This window comes from Pseudomonas serboccidentalis (genome assembly GCF_028830055.1).
Classification (GTDB): domain Bacteria; phylum Pseudomonadota; class Gammaproteobacteria; order Pseudomonadales; family Pseudomonadaceae; genus Aquipseudomonas; species Aquipseudomonas serboccidentalis.
Genome location: NZ_CP101655.1, coordinates 2,314,402 through 2,330,285 on the forward strand (window position 1 = coordinate 2,314,402; position 15,884 = coordinate 2,330,285).

General features: G+C 61.8%; 11 protein-coding genes. 4 read left to right on the forward strand and 7 right to left on the reverse strand.

The features are described 5' to 3' along the window. Nucleotides 1–340: 340 nt before the first annotated feature. The 4 genes from NN484_RS10715 to NN484_RS10730 form a co-directional block, all read right to left on the reverse strand. Entirely contained in the window at nucleotides 341–2,014 is a 1,674-nt protein-coding gene (locus NN484_RS10715) for a bifunctional protein-serine/threonine kinase/phosphatase (protein WP_274659072.1), read from the reverse strand. Between the two features lie 7 nt (nucleotides 2,015–2,021). Beyond that, nucleotides 2,022–3,233 (reverse strand): nitrate/nitrite transporter, encoded by a 1,212-nt coding sequence (locus NN484_RS10720; protein WP_127652023.1) that lies wholly within the window; start codon nucleotides 3,231–3,233, stop codon nucleotides 2,022–2,024. A 311-nt stretch (nucleotides 3,234–3,544) separates the two neighbouring features. After that, a complete protein-coding gene (locus NN484_RS10725; RefSeq protein ID WP_042558507.1) occupies nucleotides 3,545–4,120 on the reverse strand; it encodes an ANTAR domain-containing response regulator in 576 nt (191 codons plus the stop codon). 15 nt (nucleotides 4,121–4,135) lie between these two features. Then, nucleotides 4,136–5,347, reverse strand: coding sequence for a CmpA/NrtA family ABC transporter substrate-binding protein (locus NN484_RS10730; RefSeq protein WP_215501075.1), 1,212 nt, complete (start codon nucleotides 5,345–5,347; stop codon nucleotides 4,136–4,138). Nucleotides 5,348–5,570: 223 nt separating this feature from the next. Between NN484_RS10730 and NN484_RS10735 the strand changes: the two genes are divergently transcribed. Continuing rightward, nucleotides 5,571–6,593 carry a quinone-dependent dihydroorotate dehydrogenase gene (locus NN484_RS10735; protein WP_215501074.1) on the forward strand — a complete coding sequence of 341 codons (1,023 nt, stop codon included), beginning with the start codon at nucleotides 5,571–5,573 and terminating at the stop codon, nucleotides 6,591–6,593. Between the two features lie 237 nt (nucleotides 6,594–6,830). Here the strand turns inward: NN484_RS10735 and rmf are convergent, their stop codons facing one another. Next, nucleotides 6,831–7,046: a ribosome modulation factor gene (rmf, locus tag NN484_RS10740; RefSeq protein ID WP_003223300.1), complete on the reverse strand. Its 216-nt coding sequence runs from the start codon at nucleotides 7,044–7,046 to the stop codon at nucleotides 6,831–6,833. 531 nt (nucleotides 7,047–7,577) lie between these two features. Here rmf and rlmKL point away from each other — a divergent pair. Further along, entirely contained in the window at nucleotides 7,578–9,848 is a 2,271-nt protein-coding gene (rlmKL, locus tag NN484_RS10745; protein ID WP_127652026.1) for a bifunctional 23S rRNA (guanine(2069)-N(7))-methyltransferase RlmK/23S rRNA (guanine(2445)-N(2))-methyltransferase RlmL, read from the forward strand. Between the two features lie 145 nt (nucleotides 9,849–9,993). After that, nucleotides 9,994–12,381: a sensor domain-containing diguanylate cyclase gene (locus tag NN484_RS10750; protein ID WP_274659073.1), complete on the forward strand. Its 2,388-nt coding sequence runs from the start codon at nucleotides 9,994–9,996 to the stop codon at nucleotides 12,379–12,381. Nucleotides 12,382–12,498: 117 nt separating this feature from the next. Here NN484_RS10750 and dacB read toward each other — a convergent pair whose 3' ends face one another. Then, nucleotides 12,499–13,959, reverse strand: coding sequence for a D-alanyl-D-alanine carboxypeptidase/D-alanyl-D-alanine endopeptidase (gene dacB, locus NN484_RS10755; protein ID WP_127652028.1), 1,461 nt, complete (start codon nucleotides 13,957–13,959; stop codon nucleotides 12,499–12,501). A gap of 234 nt (nucleotides 13,960–14,193) precedes the next feature. Between dacB and NN484_RS10760 the strand changes: the two genes are divergently transcribed. Continuing rightward, complete coding sequence (locus tag NN484_RS10760; protein ID WP_127652029.1) at nucleotides 14,194–14,538, forward strand: YggL family protein; 345 nt, start codon at nucleotides 14,194–14,196, stop codon at nucleotides 14,536–14,538. 82 nt (nucleotides 14,539–14,620) lie between these two features. Here NN484_RS10760 and NN484_RS10765 read toward each other — a convergent pair whose 3' ends face one another. Next, nucleotides 14,621–15,811, reverse strand: a complete 1,191-nt coding sequence (locus NN484_RS10765) for a benzoate/H(+) symporter BenE family transporter (RefSeq protein WP_274659074.1) — start codon at nucleotides 15,809–15,811, stop codon at nucleotides 14,621–14,623. Nucleotides 15,812–15,884 lie beyond the last annotated feature (73 nt).

The window sequence follows — 15,884 nt, forward strand, 5'->3', positions numbered from 1 at the left end:
GGCAGTCAGGCCTTGCTCGACAAATTTTGCGCAAACAAAAAAAGGCGTCCCGCTAGTTGCCTAGCGAGGACGCCTTTGTCCTGGTCCCGTTCTCTCGGGAAACCCGGCCTTCGTCGTTGAAGGTTGGGTTTTATGTATGGTGAAACGAGTAATGCAGCGGTTGTGCCAAGTGCCGGGAGGACTGTAATTGCTGGGACATTGGCTCGATTGGGGATGTCTCGCTGCACTTTTTGGAGGCGTGTTGCGCTTTTTTGGAGCGCAGGATCAAAAGATCGCAGCCTTCGGCAGCTCCTACAGGTGTACGCAATTCCCTGTAGGAGCTGCCGAAGGCTGCGATCTTTCAAGGGTGATGAAACAACAACACCAGCAGCACCAGATTCCCCAGCAGGGCCAGCAACGCCATCGTCCGCCAGACCTTCAGCGGCTCTCGCTCCAATAAAGGTCTGGGTCGCACGCTCAAGCTGCGCCGCTCACCCTGTTCCAGCAGCAATAACCATTCTTCAGCCGTTTCAAATCGCTGGTGCGGGTCCGCAGCAACACCGCGCTCAAGACTCTGCGCGACCCACTCCGGCAAGTCCGGACGGTAGCGACTGGCACTCACCGGCACGCCGAATCGCGGTCGTTGAAAGGCTTCGATCTCGCCGTAGGGAAAGTGCCCCGTCAGCAGGAAATACAGGCTCACGCCGACGGCGTACAAATCCTGTTGCGCACTGGGTGGCTCGCCGCGAAAGGCTTCCGGGGCGATGAAACTCGGTGTTCCCGGCAGCGTTGACGGTGTGTCTTGTGACAGTCCCGGGCAGTACGCCAGACCGAAATCCAGCAACCGCAACTCACCGTCGTCGCCCAGGTGCAGATTTTCCGGCTTGATGTCGCGGTGCAGAATCTGTCGCCGATGCAGCAATCCCACCGCGCGCAATAGCCGCTCGGCGATCTCCTGCCATTGCGCCACGGGCAAGGGGCCGTTCTGTTGAAACAACTGCGCCAGCGTCGTTCCGCAATATTCACGCATCACGTAGTACAAATGCTGACGCTGGTTGCCGGCATGGACTTCAGGAAAGTGCCGTCCGGCGACGCGTTTGAGGAACCATTCTTCCGACAGCAAGGCCTGCCCGGTCTGGGGATCATCGGCCAGACGCGCCGGCAGGGTTTTCAACAGCCAGCTCCGGCCTTGCCCATCCAAGACCCGATACAGCAGCGATTGCTGGCTCTGGCCGACGACGCCTTGCACCTGCCAGCCTTCGAACATCTGCCCGGTTTTCAGCGGCGGCGGCAGCGGCCATTGCTGTAAATGTATCAGCGCATCGCCGAGGCTCGCCTCACCGACGGCATCGACCCGCACCAGCAACGCGCTGGCGTTGTCCTGACTGCCGGCCAGGTGAGCGGCGTTGACCAGCGTGTGTGCCGCGCTGTGGAGATCCGGCTGATCACGCAGAATCGCGGCAATCGCGGTATCACCCAATGTCGACCACACGCCATCGCTGAGCAGCACGAAACACTCGCCTGCGCGCAATTCACCGTCGAGGAAATCCAGCACCAGATGCTGATCCAGCCCCAGCGCGCGTTTAAGCACGTGCTGCATACCCGGTTGATCCCAGACGTGATCTTTGCTGACCCGCTGCAGACTGTCGGCGTGCCAGCGATAAACCCGGCAATCGCCTACATGAGCCAGGGTAAAGCGCCGACCGCGCATGACCAAGGCACTGACCGTGGTGAGCAGCGGTTGCCCACCACCGTTGGCCTGCAACCAGCGGTTCTGGGCGAGCAGCAGGCGATCCAGGGCCTGGGCCGCGCTCCAGGTTTCCGGCGTGGCGTAGTAGTCGAGGGCCAAAGCCTGCAAGGTCGAACGCGCAGCGAGCCCGCCATCGGCACATTGGCTGACACCGTCGGCAATGGCGAACAGATAACCCTTGCTCGCCGCCAGTGCCGGAGCCGGTGTGACCAGGCGCAGGGCGTCCTGATTCTCCTCGCGAGGGCCGGTGGCGCTGGCTTCGGCGAAACTCAGTTGCAAAGCCATCGGCGTTTCAGACCCGTGCCGCGGTCACGGCTGCCGAACCCCAAGTGGTTCTCCAGCGACGTTTGACGCCGTGCAGGCCGAACCACGCCAATACGCCAAGGCTGGCGAACAACCACAACGCCAGTTGATAGCTGCCGGTGCTTTGCTTGATCGCGCCCATACCGGCGGCCAGGGCAAAGCCGCCGATGCCGCCGGCCATGCCGATCAGCCCGGTCATCACCCCGATCTCAAGGCGAAAACGTTGCGGCACCAACTGGAACACCGCACCGTTGCCAGCGCCAAGACCGAGCATGGTGCAGACAAAAAGCGCCAGCGCCGCGTAGGAACTTGGCAGGTTGAAACCGACAGCCGCAATGCAGATCGCCGCCACGGTGTACATCGCCAGCAAGGTGCGGATGCCGCCGAAGCGATCCGCCAGTGCGCCACCCAGCGGGCGCATCAGGCTGCCGCCGAACACGCAGGCGGCGGTGTAGTAACCGGCGGTGACCGGGCTCAGGCCGTATTGGTCATTGAAATAGCCGGGCAGGGCGCTGGCCAGGCCGATGAAGCCGCCGAAGGTGACGCTGTAGAAAAACATGAACCACCAACTGTCGCGGTCACCGAGTGCCTTGAAATAGTCGGCCATGGCTTTGGCTTTCGGCCGCTGCGGGGCGTTTTTTGCCAGCCAGGCGAACAGCACCAGGGTCAGCAGCAATGGAATCAGCGCGAAGCCGAATACGTTGCTCCAGCCGAATGACGCGGCCAGCACCGGAGCGATCAACGCGGCAAACACGGTGCCGGAGTTACCGGCGCCGGCGATGCCCATGGCCTTGCCCTGATGTTGCGGCGGATACCATTGCGAGGCCAGCGGCAGCGCGACGGCGAACGAGGCGCCGGCCATGCCGAGGAACAACCCGAGCACCAGCGCCTGTTCATAACTGTGGATGCCGAGTTTCCAGGCGCCGAACAGTGCGCAGATCACGATCACCTGGCCGATCAGTCCGGCGGTTTTCGGTGACAGGCGATCAGCCAGCATGCCCATCACAAAGCGCAACACCGCTCCGGCCAGAATCGGCGTTGCCACGACCAGGCCGCGTTGTTGCGTGGTCAGGTGCAGGTCGGCGGCGATCTGCACCGCCAGCGGGCCGAGCAGGTACCAGACCATGAAACTCAGGTCGAAATACAGAAAGGCTGCGAACAGGGTCGGGGTATGGCCGGATTTCCAGAAGCTTGAATTCATCGCGCACCTCAGCTGAAAAGAGTCTCTATAGGAGTCACAGCAGGTGGAGCGCCGCCACGGCCGCACCACCGGCCCCGGGCTGTGGGGCCAAAACGCAAAAAACGCCGCTACCTGTTTCGCCATGAGGGGCGAACGGGTGAGCGACGTCTTTGTCGTGGGTGGGGCAACCGCCGTTGGTTACCTGTACTGAATGCCTAGCCAGATTTGTGCCAAGGATCAAAAGATCGCAGCCTCGTTGCACTCGACAGCTCCTACAGGAATACGCATGTCCGTGTAGGAGCTGCCGAAGGCTGCGATCTTTTGATCTTTAATCAGCCGAGCAACTCACTCATGGCAATGATCTGCTCCGCCACCTGAATCAGTTTCTGCTGGCGGCTCATGGCCTGGCGGCGCATCAGGGTGTAGGCCTCTTCCTCGTTGCAGTCCTTCATCTTCATCAGCAGCCCTTTGGCCAGTTCGATGCGCTTGCGCTCGGCCAGTTGCTGGTCGCGGGCGTGCAGTTGCGCGCGCAGGGCCTGATCGCTTTCGAAGCGGGCCATCGCCACATCCAGAATCGGCTGCAAGCGCTGGGCGTGAATGCCTTCGACGATGTAGGCGCTGACCCCGGACTTGATCGCCTGACGCATCACCCCGGGGTCATGTTCGTCGGTGAACATCACGATTGGCCGGGGCTGGTCGCGGCTGACCAGCACCACTTGCTCCATCACATCACGGCTCGGTGACTCGGTATCGATCAGGATCACGTCCGGGCGCACCGTTTCGACGCGTGCCGGCAGGTCGATGGTCAGGCCGGACTCATCGATGACCTCGAAACCGGCCTCGGTCAGCGCGGCTTTCAGGCGCCCGACTTTTTTCGCGGTGTCGTTGATCAGCAGAATGCGCAACATGGTGTCGGTCTCCTGTCAGCGGCGGGCGAGAAGGGCAGCGGCGTCGCTCAGGGCGTGCAGCTTGAAACTGCGGGCGTAACCGGCCGGATCGCTGCCGTCCCAGACTTTGCCGTCGAGCAACTGACTGCTGCGCATTTCCTTGCCCCAGGCGGCGACGCCCACGGCGGTGGCGGCTTCGCGGTAAATCTCCAGCTGTTGAACCTGGCGGGCGACGCCGAGGTAGTCGGGGTCTTCACGCAGCAAGCCCCAGCGGCGGAACTGGGTCATGAACCACATGCCGTCGGACAGATACGGCAGATTGACCTCGCCGTTGCCATGAAAGCGCAAGGCGTGCGGGTCCTGCCAGCGATTGCCGAGGCCGTCGGCGTAGTCACCGAGAAACCGCGGCTCGATGCAGGACAGCGGGGCGTCGAGATATTCCGGGGCGCTCAGCAGTTGCGCGGTGCTGCGGCGGTTTTCCGGGCTTTGCTCAATGAAGCGGCTGGCCTCCAGGATCGCCATCACCAGCGCCCGGGCGGTGTTGGGGTATTGCTCGACGAACGCGCGGGTGCAGCCGAGGACTTTTTCCGGGTGATCGGGCCAGATGGTCTGGCTGGTGGCGAGGGTGAACCCCAGATCCTGCTGCACGGCGCTGGCAGCCCACGGCTCACCGACGCAGAACCCATCGATGCGCCCGGCTTGCAGGTGCGCGACCATTTGCGGCGGCGGCACCACCACACTGTCGACATCCTGCAACGGATGAATGCCCTGACTCGCCAGCCAGTAATAAAGCCACATTGCATGGGTGCCGGTGGGGAAGGTCTGGGCGAAGGTCAGTTTTGCGCGGGTTTGGTGCGCGTGCCGATCCAGCGCCTCAGGACTGGTCACGCCCAGTTGCTGCAAGCCGCGGGACAGGTTGAGGCTCTGGCCGTTCTGGTTCAGCCCCATCAGCACCGCCATGTCGCACGGGGCGACGCCGCCGATGCCCAGATGCACCGCGTAAATCAGCCCGTACAGGCTGTGGGCGACATCCAGTTCGCCACTGACCAGTTTGTCGCGCAACGTGGCCCATGAGGCCTGACGCTTGAGGTTGATCGTCAGGCCGTAAGGTTGGGCAAAGCCCTGCGTTGCGGCCACGACCACCGAGGCGCAATCGCTCAGGGCCATGAAGCCGAGGTTGATCACGCTTTTTTCCGGGGCGTCACTGCCGTTGACCCAGGCCAGCGGCCCGACGGGCGAATCACTCATATAAAGCCACCTTCAAAAAAAACGTCGTCCCCGGCTTTGCCCAAGCAAAACCCGAGGACGACGCCATTGTCCGTGCCCGCACGCCGCCATTGGCCTGTGGGCTGATAACCCGCAAGGTGCAAGGCATATGCCAGTCGGGCTGATTTGCCTGTACGCCTCGCGCCAGGGAGCGTTGCCCGGCTATAATCGCCGCCTCTTTTCGCCGCCCGAGTCATCGCCGCCCATGTACACCCTGGCCCGTCAGCTGTTGTTCAAACTTTCCCCGGAAACCTCCCATGATCTGTCGCTGGATCTGATCGGCGCGGGTGGGCGTTTGGGCCTCAACGGCTTGCTGTGCAAGAAGCCGGCGAACGTGCCGGTGACGGTCATGGGCCTGGATTTCCCGAACCCGGTGGGTCTGGCGGCCGGTCTGGACAAGAACGGCGCGGCCATCGATGGCTTCTCGCAACTGGGGTTCGGTTTTGTCGAAATCGGCACCGTGACTCCGCGTCCGCAGCCGGGCAATCCGAAACCACGGATCTTCCGCCTGCCGGAAGCCGAGGCGATCATCAACCGCATGGGCTTCAACAACCTCGGTGTCGATAACCTGCTGGCGCGGGTCGCCGCAGCCAAATACAAAGGCGTGCTGGGGATCAACATCGGCAAGAACTTCGACACCCCGGTCGAGCGCGCTGTCGACGACTACCTGATCTGCCTGGACAAGGTGTATGCCCACGCCAGTTACATCACTGTCAACGTCAGCTCGCCGAACACCCCGGGCCTGCGCAGCCTGCAGTTCGGTGACTCGCTCAAGCAGTTGCTGGCGGACCTGGCCACGCGCCGCGCCGAACTGGCCTTGCGTCACGGCAAACACGTGCCGCTGGCGATCAAGATCGCCCCGGACATGACCGACGAAGAAACCGCGCAGGTCGCGCAGGCGTTGATCGAAACCGGGATGGATGCAGTGATCGCCACCAACACCACCCTGAGCCGCGTCGGCGTCGAAGGCATGGAGCATGGTGACGAGGCGGGTGGTTTGTCGGGTGCCCCGGTGCGGGAGAAGAGCACCCACACCGTGAAAGTGCTGGCCGGTGAATTGGCCGGACGGTTGCCGATCATTGCGGCTGGCGGTATTACCGAAGGCAAGCATGCGGCGGAGAAGATTCTCGCCGGTGCGAGCCTGGTGCAGATCTATTCGGGCTTCATCTATAAAGGCCCGGCGCTGATTCGTGAGTCGGTAGACGCGATCGCCGCCCTGCGCAAATAACCCAGGCTGACCCGGTCAATGTAGGAGCTGCCGGAGGCTGCGATCTTTTGATGTTGTTTTTTAATATCAAAAGCAAAAGATCGCAGCCTCCGGCAGCTCCTACATGAGATGTGTGTCATTCAGGCATAAAAAAGGGCTCCTCGAAGGAGCCCCTGGGCCGCAGCCCGCCGTCCGGGAAGGACGTGCATGGTAAGTCGCTAAAAATTCAGATTGTCGTGTCGCAATAAGTGCCCTGTGTCAGCCGACGGCGTGAAGTTCGTTGAGTCTGTGGATCCCCGCAGTGCCGGTCATACCGTCCCAGTTGTCGCCGCGTCCTTCTCGCCAGCCGTTGATCCAGGCTTGACGTACCGACGGTAGAGTAAATGGGCAAAGCTCGCGGGATTTGCCACCAACGCCATATTGATATCCGCGCAAAAATGCTCTTTCCAACGGATCACGCTTAAGTCTTCTCATAGGGTGTTTCCCTCACTTGTTGACTGTTTGTGTCGCGTTGACCTCAACCGAGGTCTGGCAGAAAAACTCTGCCGTGGGGCGGCTCGCTGCCGGCGTGGCGAGCCAAGGTGTTGACGCCGTTGCGACGTCAACCTGTGGTCAGTTCTAACCAATGAGTCACACCGAGGGAATGATCGTTTTGTCATAAGGACGTAACGAAAATAGTGCTACAGCCATAAGTAACGACGGGTTTCATGAGCGTTTTTTCAGCAAACCCCGGTATGATCAGCCCCGCGCGGGATGATGGGGTTAATCCTTTAGTGAGAATGACCCACGTTTACGCTCGGTTAATAAGCGACGAAGGGTCGCTTTAAGACTTTTTGTTTCATCAACTTTTTTACCTGTCCTTGCATCTAAGCTCTTTTAACCCGAGCAGCGGGGATGGAACGGCACACCTTCGTGCCACGCGGGCGCTCTTTTAGAAAAGCGCCTGATTGAAAACCGGATCGGCAATGCGTTGCCGGTTCACTAGCCAAAGGCTCTGGAAATACCATGTCCGATCGTTTCGAACTCTTCCTCACTTGCCCCAAAGGCCTTGAAGGCCTGCTCATCGAGGAAGCCGTCGGGCTTGGCCTTGAAGACGCCCGCGAGCACACCTCCGCCGTGCGTGGCATGGCGACCATGGAAACCGCTTATCGCCTGTGCCTCTGGTCGCGTCTGGCCAACCGTGTGCTGCTGGTCCTCAAGCGTTTCCCGATGAAGGACGCCGAAGACCTCTACCACGGCGTGCTGGATGTCGACTGGCAGGACCACATGCTCAGCGACGGCACTCTGGCCGTTGAGTTCAGCGGTCACGGCTCGGGCATCGACAACACCCACTTCGGCGCCTTGAAGGTCAAGGACGCCATCGTCGACAAACTGCGCACCCCGCAGGGCGACCGTCCGTCCATCGACAAGCTCAACCCGGACCTGCGCATTCACCTGCGTCTGGATCGCGGTGAGGCGATCCTGTCCCTCGATCTCTCCGGCCACAGCCTGCACCAGCGCGGTTACCGCTTGCAGCAGGGCGCTGCACCGCTGAAGGAAAACCTCGCGGCGGCGATCCTGATTCGTTCCGGCTGGCCGCGCATTGCTGCCGAAGGCGGCGCGCTGGCTGACCCGATGTGCGGTGTCGGTACGTTCCTCGTCGAGGCCGGCATGATCGCCGCCGACATGGCGCCGAACCTGCGTCGCGAGCAGTGGGGCTTCACTGCATGGCTGGGCCACGTCCCGGCGCTGTGGAAAAAACTCCATGAAGAAGCCGTCGAGCGTGCCGCTGCCGGTCTGGCCAAGCCACCGCTGTGGATTCGCGGTTACGAAGCCGACCCGCGCCTGATTCAACCGGGCCGCAACAACGTCGAGCGCGCCGGTCTGAGCGAGTGGATCAAGATCTATCAGGGCGAAGTCGCGACCTTCGAGCCGCGTCCGGACCAGAACCAGAAAGGTCTGGTGATCTGCAACCCGCCGTACGGCGAGCGTCTGGGTGATGAAGCCAGCCTGTTGTACCTCTACCAGAACCTCGGCGAGCGTCTGCGTCAGGCCTGCCTGAACTGGGAAGCCGCGGTGTTCACCGGCGCGCCGGACCTGGGCAAGCGCATGGGCATTCGCAGCCACAAACAGTATTCGTTCTGGAACGGCGCGCTGCCGTGCAAGTTGCTGCTGATCAAGGTGCTGCCGGATCAGTTCGTTACCGGCGAGCGTCGTACCCCGGAACAGCGTCAGGCCGAGCGCGAGCAAGCGGCTTACGATCAAACCCCGAACGAGCCGCAAGAGCGCAAGTTCAACAAGAACGGCAATCCGATCAAACCGACGCCAGCCCCGGCGCCGGTGATCGAGCAACCGCGCCTGAGCGAAGGCGGGCAGATGTTTGCCAACCGCCTGCAGAAAAACCTCAAGGCGATGAGCAAGTGGGTCAAGCGCGAAGGCATCGATTGCTACCGCGTCTACGATGCCGACATGCCGGAATACGCCATGGCCATCGACCTGTACCACGACTGGGTGCATGTGCAGGAATACGCTGCGCCGAAGTCGATCGATCCGGAGAAGGCCTCGGCACGCATGTTCGATGCCCTGGCCGCGATTCCGCAGGCGCTGAACGTCGACAAGAGCCGCGTGGTGGTCAAACGCCGCGAGCGCCAGAGCGGCACCAAGCAGTACGAGCGTCAGGCCGCGCAGGGCAAGTTCAATGAGGTCAGCGAAGGTGGCGTCAAGCTGCTGGTGAACCTCACCGACTACCTCGACACCGGGCTGTTCCTCGACCACCGGCCAATCCGCATGCGCATCCAGAAAGAGGCGGCCGGCAAGCGCTTCCTCAATCTGTTCTGCTACACCGCGACGGCCAGCGTGCACGCCGCCAAGGGCGGGGCGCGCAGCACCACCAGCGTCGACCTGTCGAAAACCTACCTCGACTGGGCGCGTCGCAACCTGTCGCTGAACGGTTTCTCCGACAAGAACCGTCTAGAGCAGGGCGACGTGATGGCGTGGCTGGAAAGCTGCCGGGACGAGTTCGACCTGATCTTCATCGATCCGCCGACCTTCTCCAACTCCAAGCGCATGGAAGGCATTTTCGACGTGCAGCGTGACCAGGTGCAGTTGATCGACCTGGCCATGGCGCGTCTGGCCCCGGGCGGCGTGCTGTACTTCTCCAACAACTTCCGCAAGTTCCAGCTGGAGGAGAACCTGGCCGAGCGCTACGCGGTCGAGGAAATCAGCGCGCAGACCATTGATCCGGATTTTGCCCGCAACACCAAGATTCACCGCGCCTGGAAAATCACGGCTCGTTGACACTTGCCAAAGTTGGATCCACAGAGCCTTGATTTTTAAAGGCTCCGTGGATCCTCCTGCGCTAGCTAAATTAGTGGCTAATAGCTATAACTCACACACGGTCAATGGGGTTTTCCCGCAAATGCTGGCGTAGTGAGTTGTCTTTATGTCGTTGCACCCCGTGCGCCCAAGGATCCTGGGTTTTATCAGCGAAGACGTCTCGGCCTGGTTGGTCGCGCTGCTGGTATTGCTCGCCGGCGGGATTCTCACGGGGCTGCTCGCCTGGGCTTCCCTCAACCAGTTTCATCATCAATTGCGCCAACGCTTCCAACTGCTGGCCAATGAGCGTTACAGCCGTATCGAAGAACGTTTCCAGGATCAGGAACAACGCCTCGACGGCCTGCGCCGTTTCTTCGCCAACTCCTATTCGGTATCCCGTGCCGAATTCGACGGTTATGCCAAACCTCTTTTATTACGTACCCAGGCCTATTCCTATGCGCCTCGGGTGAGCCGTGCCGAGCGCCCGGCGATCGAACAAGCCGTGCGCAACGAAGGTTTCAGCACCTTCACCCTTCGCGAGCTGAACGCTGAAGGCCAGTTACAGGCGGCCGGTGATCGCCCCGAATACGTGCCGGTGATCTACACCCAGAGCCGGAGTCATTTGCCCACGCCGTTGGGTTACGATCTGCTGGCGCAACCTCTGCGACGAGCGACACTGGAGCGCGCCGATAGCACCGGGCACATGGCGGTGTCGCAGCCATTGCACCTGGTGGGCATCGATCCAGCGTATGCCCGGGGCGTATTGCTGCTGGCGCCGGTCAGCCGTGAAGGGGCGCCGACAGGTACGTCTGAAGGCTATGTGATGGCGGTGATCAGCATGCAACAGTTGCTGGCCGATGGCTTGCCCGAGGACAACCAGGACTTCCTCACGGTGCGCATCCTTGATCTGTCCACTGATGATCAGCATGAAGTGCTCTACGAATCCGCCAACACAGCCGGGGCCAGTGATCTGTCTGCCACGCGGTTGTTGCGCATGGCCGACCATGACTATCAAGTGGACATACAGCCCAGCGAAGCCTTTCTGCAGGCCAACCATTCGTCGGTCAGCAGCCTGGTGGTGCTGGGTGCACTGCTGAGCCTGTTGCTCAGCGCATTGCTCTATGTGCTGGTGAGTCAGCGCCAGCGCGCCCTGCGCATGGTCGAACTGCGCACCCAGGAATTGCACGCTCGCGAGCAGGAACTGCGCGGCACCCACGGCCAGTTGCGCGGGGTGCTGAACGCCGCGACCCAGGTCGCAATCATCGCCACTGACCTGCGCGGGGTGATCAACACCTTCAATCCCGGCGCAGAGCAGATGCTCGGCTACAGCAGCGCCGATGTCGTCGGCCACATGACCCTGGAAAACCTGCACCTGCCGCGCGAACTCGCAGCGCGCGCGGCGGAATTGAGCGCGCGCTACGGCAAGAGCATCCCGACCTGTCACGCGATGCTGGTCGAGGGTGGCGAAGTCGGCGGTCATGAAGCGCGCGAGTGGACGCTGGTGCGCAGCGATGGCAGTCATCTGCCGGTGAACATGCTCGCCACCCCGGTGCTCGATGAGCAGGGCCTGTGGGTCGGGCATCTGGCGATCTGCATCGACATCACCGAGCGCAAGCGCGTGCACGAGGCGCTGGCGGCGCGGGATGTGCTGCTGAAAAAGCTCAGTGCTCACGTGCCTGGCGGCATCTATCAATTCAAGATGGAATTCGACGGGCGCTTCAGCGTGATCTACGCCAGCGACGGCATCCGCGATATCTACGAGCTGGCGCCGGACGTGCTGCTGCTCGATGCCGAGGCGATTTTCTCCCGCATCCACCCGCAGGACATCACCCGCGTGCGCACCTCGATCCGCGCCTCGGCAGACAACCTCAGCCCCTGGCGCGAGGAGTACCGCGTGCAACTGCCCGAGCGCGGCCTGCGCTGGGTGCGTGGTGAGGCGACGCCGGAAGAGCTGCCGGGCGGCGGCGTGCTGTGGCACGGCTACATCTCAGACATTTCCGATCTGAAGCGGGTGGAAGAGGAATTGCGGGCACTGTCGGTCACCGACTCACTGACCGGCATCCACAACCGTCGCTATTTTCAAGAACGCCTGACCACCGAAATGGCCCGGGTCGAGCGCGGCGGTGGCGAACTGTCGGTGATCATGCTCGACATCGACCACTTCAAGCGGATCAACGACCAGTACGGGCATGCCGTGGGTGACCGCGTGCTGCAAGCGGTGTGCGAGCGCATTGGTCATCGTCTGCGTCGCACTGATGTGTTCTGCCGTCTGGGCGGCGAAGAGTTCATGGTGCTGTGCCCGGACATCGACGGCGAGCACGCGTACATGCTGGCGGTGGAGTTGTGGCAGGGCTTGCGCGGTGCGCCGGTGGATGTGGTCGGCGTGGTGACGGCGAGTTTCGGCATCGCCAGCTGGCGCCCGGGGGAGGGCGCGGATGCGCTGCTGCTGCGCGCGGATTCGGGGGTGTATGCGGCGAAGCAGGGCGGGCGGGATCGGGTTGAGCAGATGAGTTAGGCCGTTACGCCAATCCCCCAGAAGATCAAAAGATCGCAGCCTGCGGCAGCTCCTACATGGGAATGATGTACACCCTGTAGGAGCTGCCGCAGGCTGCGATCTTTTGCTTTGGGCGGTTTAGAGGGCCGAAGCCGTCTGCGGCAACCGCGGCTGCTTGTACAGATCCAGCAGCACCTGATCCAGCACCGACGATGCGCCGAACGGGGCCTTGTCGTTGAGGATCGCCACCACCGCCCAGGTATTGCCGTTGACGTCGCGGCTGAAGCCGGCGATCGCGCGCACGGTGTTCAGGGTGCCGGTCTTGACGTGGGCTTCGCCGCGCATCGCGGTGGTCTTCAAGCGTTTGCGCATGGTGCCGTCGGTGCCGGCAATCGGCAGCGAGCTGATGTACTCGGCGGCGTACGGGCTGTGCCAGGCGGCTTGCAGCATGTTGGCCATTTCGCGGGCGCTGACGCGTTCGGCGCGGGACAGCCCGGAGCCGTTCTCCATCACCAGGTGCGGCGCGGTGATGCCTTTCTTCGCCAGCCACTGGCGGACCACGCGTTGTGCGGCCTTGGCGTCGTCACCGTCGGCTTCGTTACGGTACTTCTGGCCCAGGCTCAGGAACAGCTGTTGGGCCATGGTGTTGTTACTGTATTTGTTGATGTCGCGGATGATTTCCGCCAGATCCGGCGAGTAGGCGCGGGCCAGCAGTTTGGCGCTGCTCGGGGTCGCGGCGAGGCGATCCTTGCCCTGGATGCTGCCACCCAGTTCTTTCCAGATCGCGCGTACGGCGCCGGCGGTGTAGGTCGCGTGGTCGAGCAGCGACAGGTAAGTCTGCGAGCTGCAACCTTCACCCAGTTGGCCGGCGACGGTCACGGTCACACTGCCGTCCGCCTGGGTCACCGGGTTGTAGCGCACGCCACCGGTGCACTGTTTGGAGTTGAGCGCCTTGACCGTGTTTTCGATGCGCACGCTGGCAATCGGCGGCTCCACCGAGATCAGCACCCGGCCACCGTCATTGCGTGCGACGAAACGCAGCGCCTTGAGGTTGACCAGCAGCGAATCCGGCTTGACCAGGAACGGCTTGTTCTCGTCGTTGCCGTCGTCGTTGAACTCGGGCAGTTGTGGCTGGATGAAGAAGCCGCGGTCGAGAACCAGGTCACCGGTGACCTGGGTCACGCCGTTGGCGCGCAGGTCGCGCATCAGCAGCCAGAGTTTTTCCATGTTCAGCTTCGGATCGCCGCCACCCTTGAGGTACAGGTTGCCGTTGAGGATGCCGCCGCTCAGGTCGCCGTCGGTGTAGAACTCGGTTTTCCACTGATGGTTGGGGCCGAGCATTTCCAGCGAGGCGTAGGTGGTGACCAGTTTCATGGTAGAGGCCGGGTTGACCGAGACGTCGGCGTTGTACACGGTCGCGTTGCCCGGGCCGTCGAGCGGAATCATCACCAGCGACAGTGCATTGGGCGGCAGTTTGCTGGTCTTCAGGGCTTTTTCGACGTTAGGGGTGAGGGCGGTGTTGATGGTGGCCGCAGAAACCGGCAGGGCCAGGGGCAGAAGAAGGCCGGCGAGAAACAGTGGACGCAACGATTTGATCATATGAAATAAAACCCTGCAGAAGAGGGGAAAAATAACGAGGGCATGGATGAAAAAGCCCTCAGTGGTCATGAAAGTGTCGGCATTATGCCCCAAGCTGTAACAGCTTGTGCCTTGCCCGAGGCGGCCATTTCGTTATTTTTTTACAGGCGGTCGGCCACAGCGCCCAGAGAGTCGGGCAATTGACCGCTTAAACTGGTAAAGTGCCGGCCGTTATTACTTAAGAGGATTGTTCCAATGGCGACTAACCGTTCCCAGCGTCTGCGCAAAAAACTGTGCGTTGATGAATTTCAAGAGCTGGGTTTCGAACTGAACCTGGACTTCAAAGAAGACTTGTCCGAAGAAGCCATTGACGCTTTCCTCGAAGCATTCATCAAAGAAGCCATGGAAGCCAACGGTCTGGGCTATGTCGGCGGCGACGACTTCGGTCTGGTGTGCCTGCAGAAGCGTGGCTCGGTCAACGAAGAGCAGCGCGCTGCCGTTGAAGCCTGGTTGAAAAGCCGTAGCGAACTGACCGGCATGACCGTCAGCCCGCTGCTGGACGTTTGGTATCCGGAAAAGCCGATCAACGCGGCTAAGTGATACTGAAAAAAACGGCGACCTTCGGGTCGCCGTTTTTTTTCGTGAATCAAAAGATCGTCCGAACGCGGCCCGATCTTTGCTTTTAAGCTTTGCGCCAATTCAGAATCAGCAACGTCAAAACCCCCGCCACAATCCCCCAGAACGCCGACCCAATGGAAAACAGCGTCAGCCCCGACGCGGTGACCATGAAGGTGATCAGCGCCGCTTCACGTTCCTTCACCTCGGTCATGGCAATGCTCAGGCCGTTGATGATCGAGCCGAACAGCGCCAGTGCGGCAATCGACAGCACCAGTTCTTTCGGCAACGCGGCAAACAGCGCCGCCAACGTAGCGCCGAATACTCCGGCAATCCCGTAGAAAATCCCGCACCACACCGCGGCGGTGTAGCGCTTGTTGCGGTCTTCGTGGGCGTGCGGGCCGGTGCAGATGGCTGCGCTGATTGCCGCGAGGTTGATGCCGTGGGAGCCGAATGGCGCCAGCAGCAGTGAGGCGATGCCGGTGGTGGTGATCAGCGGCGACGCCGGCACGTTGTAGCCGTCGGCGCGCAGCACGGCGATGCCGGGCATGTTCTGCGAGGTCATGGCCACCACGAACAGCGGGATGCCGATGCTGATGGTCGCCGCCAGCGAGAAGTGCGGCGTAGTCCACACCGGTGTCGCCACTTCCAGGTGAAAACCGCTGAAATCCAGCAGGCCCATGAAGCCCGACAGCGCGGTGCCGATCAGCAATGCTGCGAGCACCGCGTAACGTGGCGACAGGCGTTTGACCACTAAATAGGTGAAGAACATCCCCAGCACCAGCCCGGTGCGGTGTTGCGCAGCGACGAAGATTTCGCTGCCGATCTTGAACAGAATCCCCGCCAGCAGCGCCGCCGCCAGCGATGCCGGGATCTTTTTCATCAGGCGTTCGAAGCTGCCGGTCAGGCCGCAGATGGTCACCAGTACTGCGCAGGTAATGTAGGCGCCGATGGCTTCGCCATACGTGACGCCGCCCAGGCTGGTGATCAGCAGGGCCGCGCCCGGGGTCGACCAGGCGATGGTGATCGGCGTGCGGTAACGCAGCGACAGGCCGATCGAGCACACCGCCATGCCGATGGAGATCGCCCAGATCCACGAGGAAATCTGCCCGCTGCTCAGGCCCGCCGCTTGCCCGGCCTGAAACATCAGCACCAGTGAGCTGGTGTAGCCGGTCATCATCGCAATGAAACCGGCGACGATGGCCGAAGGCGAAGTGTCGGCGAGAGGGCGCAGCCGGGTGTAGGTGGCGTCGTTCATGACGGTGGTGTTCCTTATACAGATGAAGATGTCCGCCATAACGCTAACCCTTGTAGGAGCTGCCGAAGGCTGC

Bases quoted from the DNA above. Each gene is read 5' to 3' on its own strand.
- NN484_RS10715 (WP_274659072.1), bottom strand. From the start codon at position 2,014: ATGGCTTTGCAACTGAGTTTCGCCGAAGCCAGCGCCACCGGCCCTCGC.
- NN484_RS10730 (WP_215501075.1), bottom strand. From the start codon at position 5,347: ATGAGTGATTCGCCCGTCGGGCCGCTGGCCTGGGTCAACGGCAGTGAC.
- NN484_RS10750 (WP_274659073.1), top strand. From the start codon at position 9,994: ATGTCGTTGCACCCCGTGCGCCCAAGGATCCTGGGTTTTATCAGCGAA.
- NN484_RS10735 (WP_215501074.1), top strand. From the start codon at position 5,571: ATGTACACCCTGGCCCGTCAGCTGTTGTTCAAACTTTCCCCGGAAACC.
- NN484_RS10720 (WP_127652023.1), bottom strand. From the start codon at position 3,233: ATGAATTCAAGCTTCTGGAAATCCGGCCATACCCCGACCCTGTTCGCA.
- dacB (WP_127652028.1), bottom strand. From the start codon at position 13,959: ATGATCAAATCGTTGCGTCCACTGTTTCTCGCCGGCCTTCTTCTGCCC.
- rlmKL (WP_127652026.1), top strand. From the start codon at position 7,578: ATGTCCGATCGTTTCGAACTCTTCCTCACTTGCCCCAAAGGCCTTGAA.
- NN484_RS10765 (WP_274659074.1), bottom strand. From the start codon at position 15,811: ATGAACGACGCCACCTACACCCGGCTGCGCCCTCTCGCCGACACTTCG.
- rmf (WP_003223300.1), bottom strand. From the start codon at position 7,046: ATGAGAAGACTTAAGCGTGATCCGTTGGAAAGAGCATTTTTGCGCGGA.
- NN484_RS10760 (WP_127652029.1), top strand. From the start codon at position 14,194: ATGGCGACTAACCGTTCCCAGCGTCTGCGCAAAAAACTGTGCGTTGAT.
- NN484_RS10725 (WP_042558507.1), bottom strand. From the start codon at position 4,120: ATGTTGCGCATTCTGCTGATCAACGACACCGCGAAAAAAGTCGGGCGC.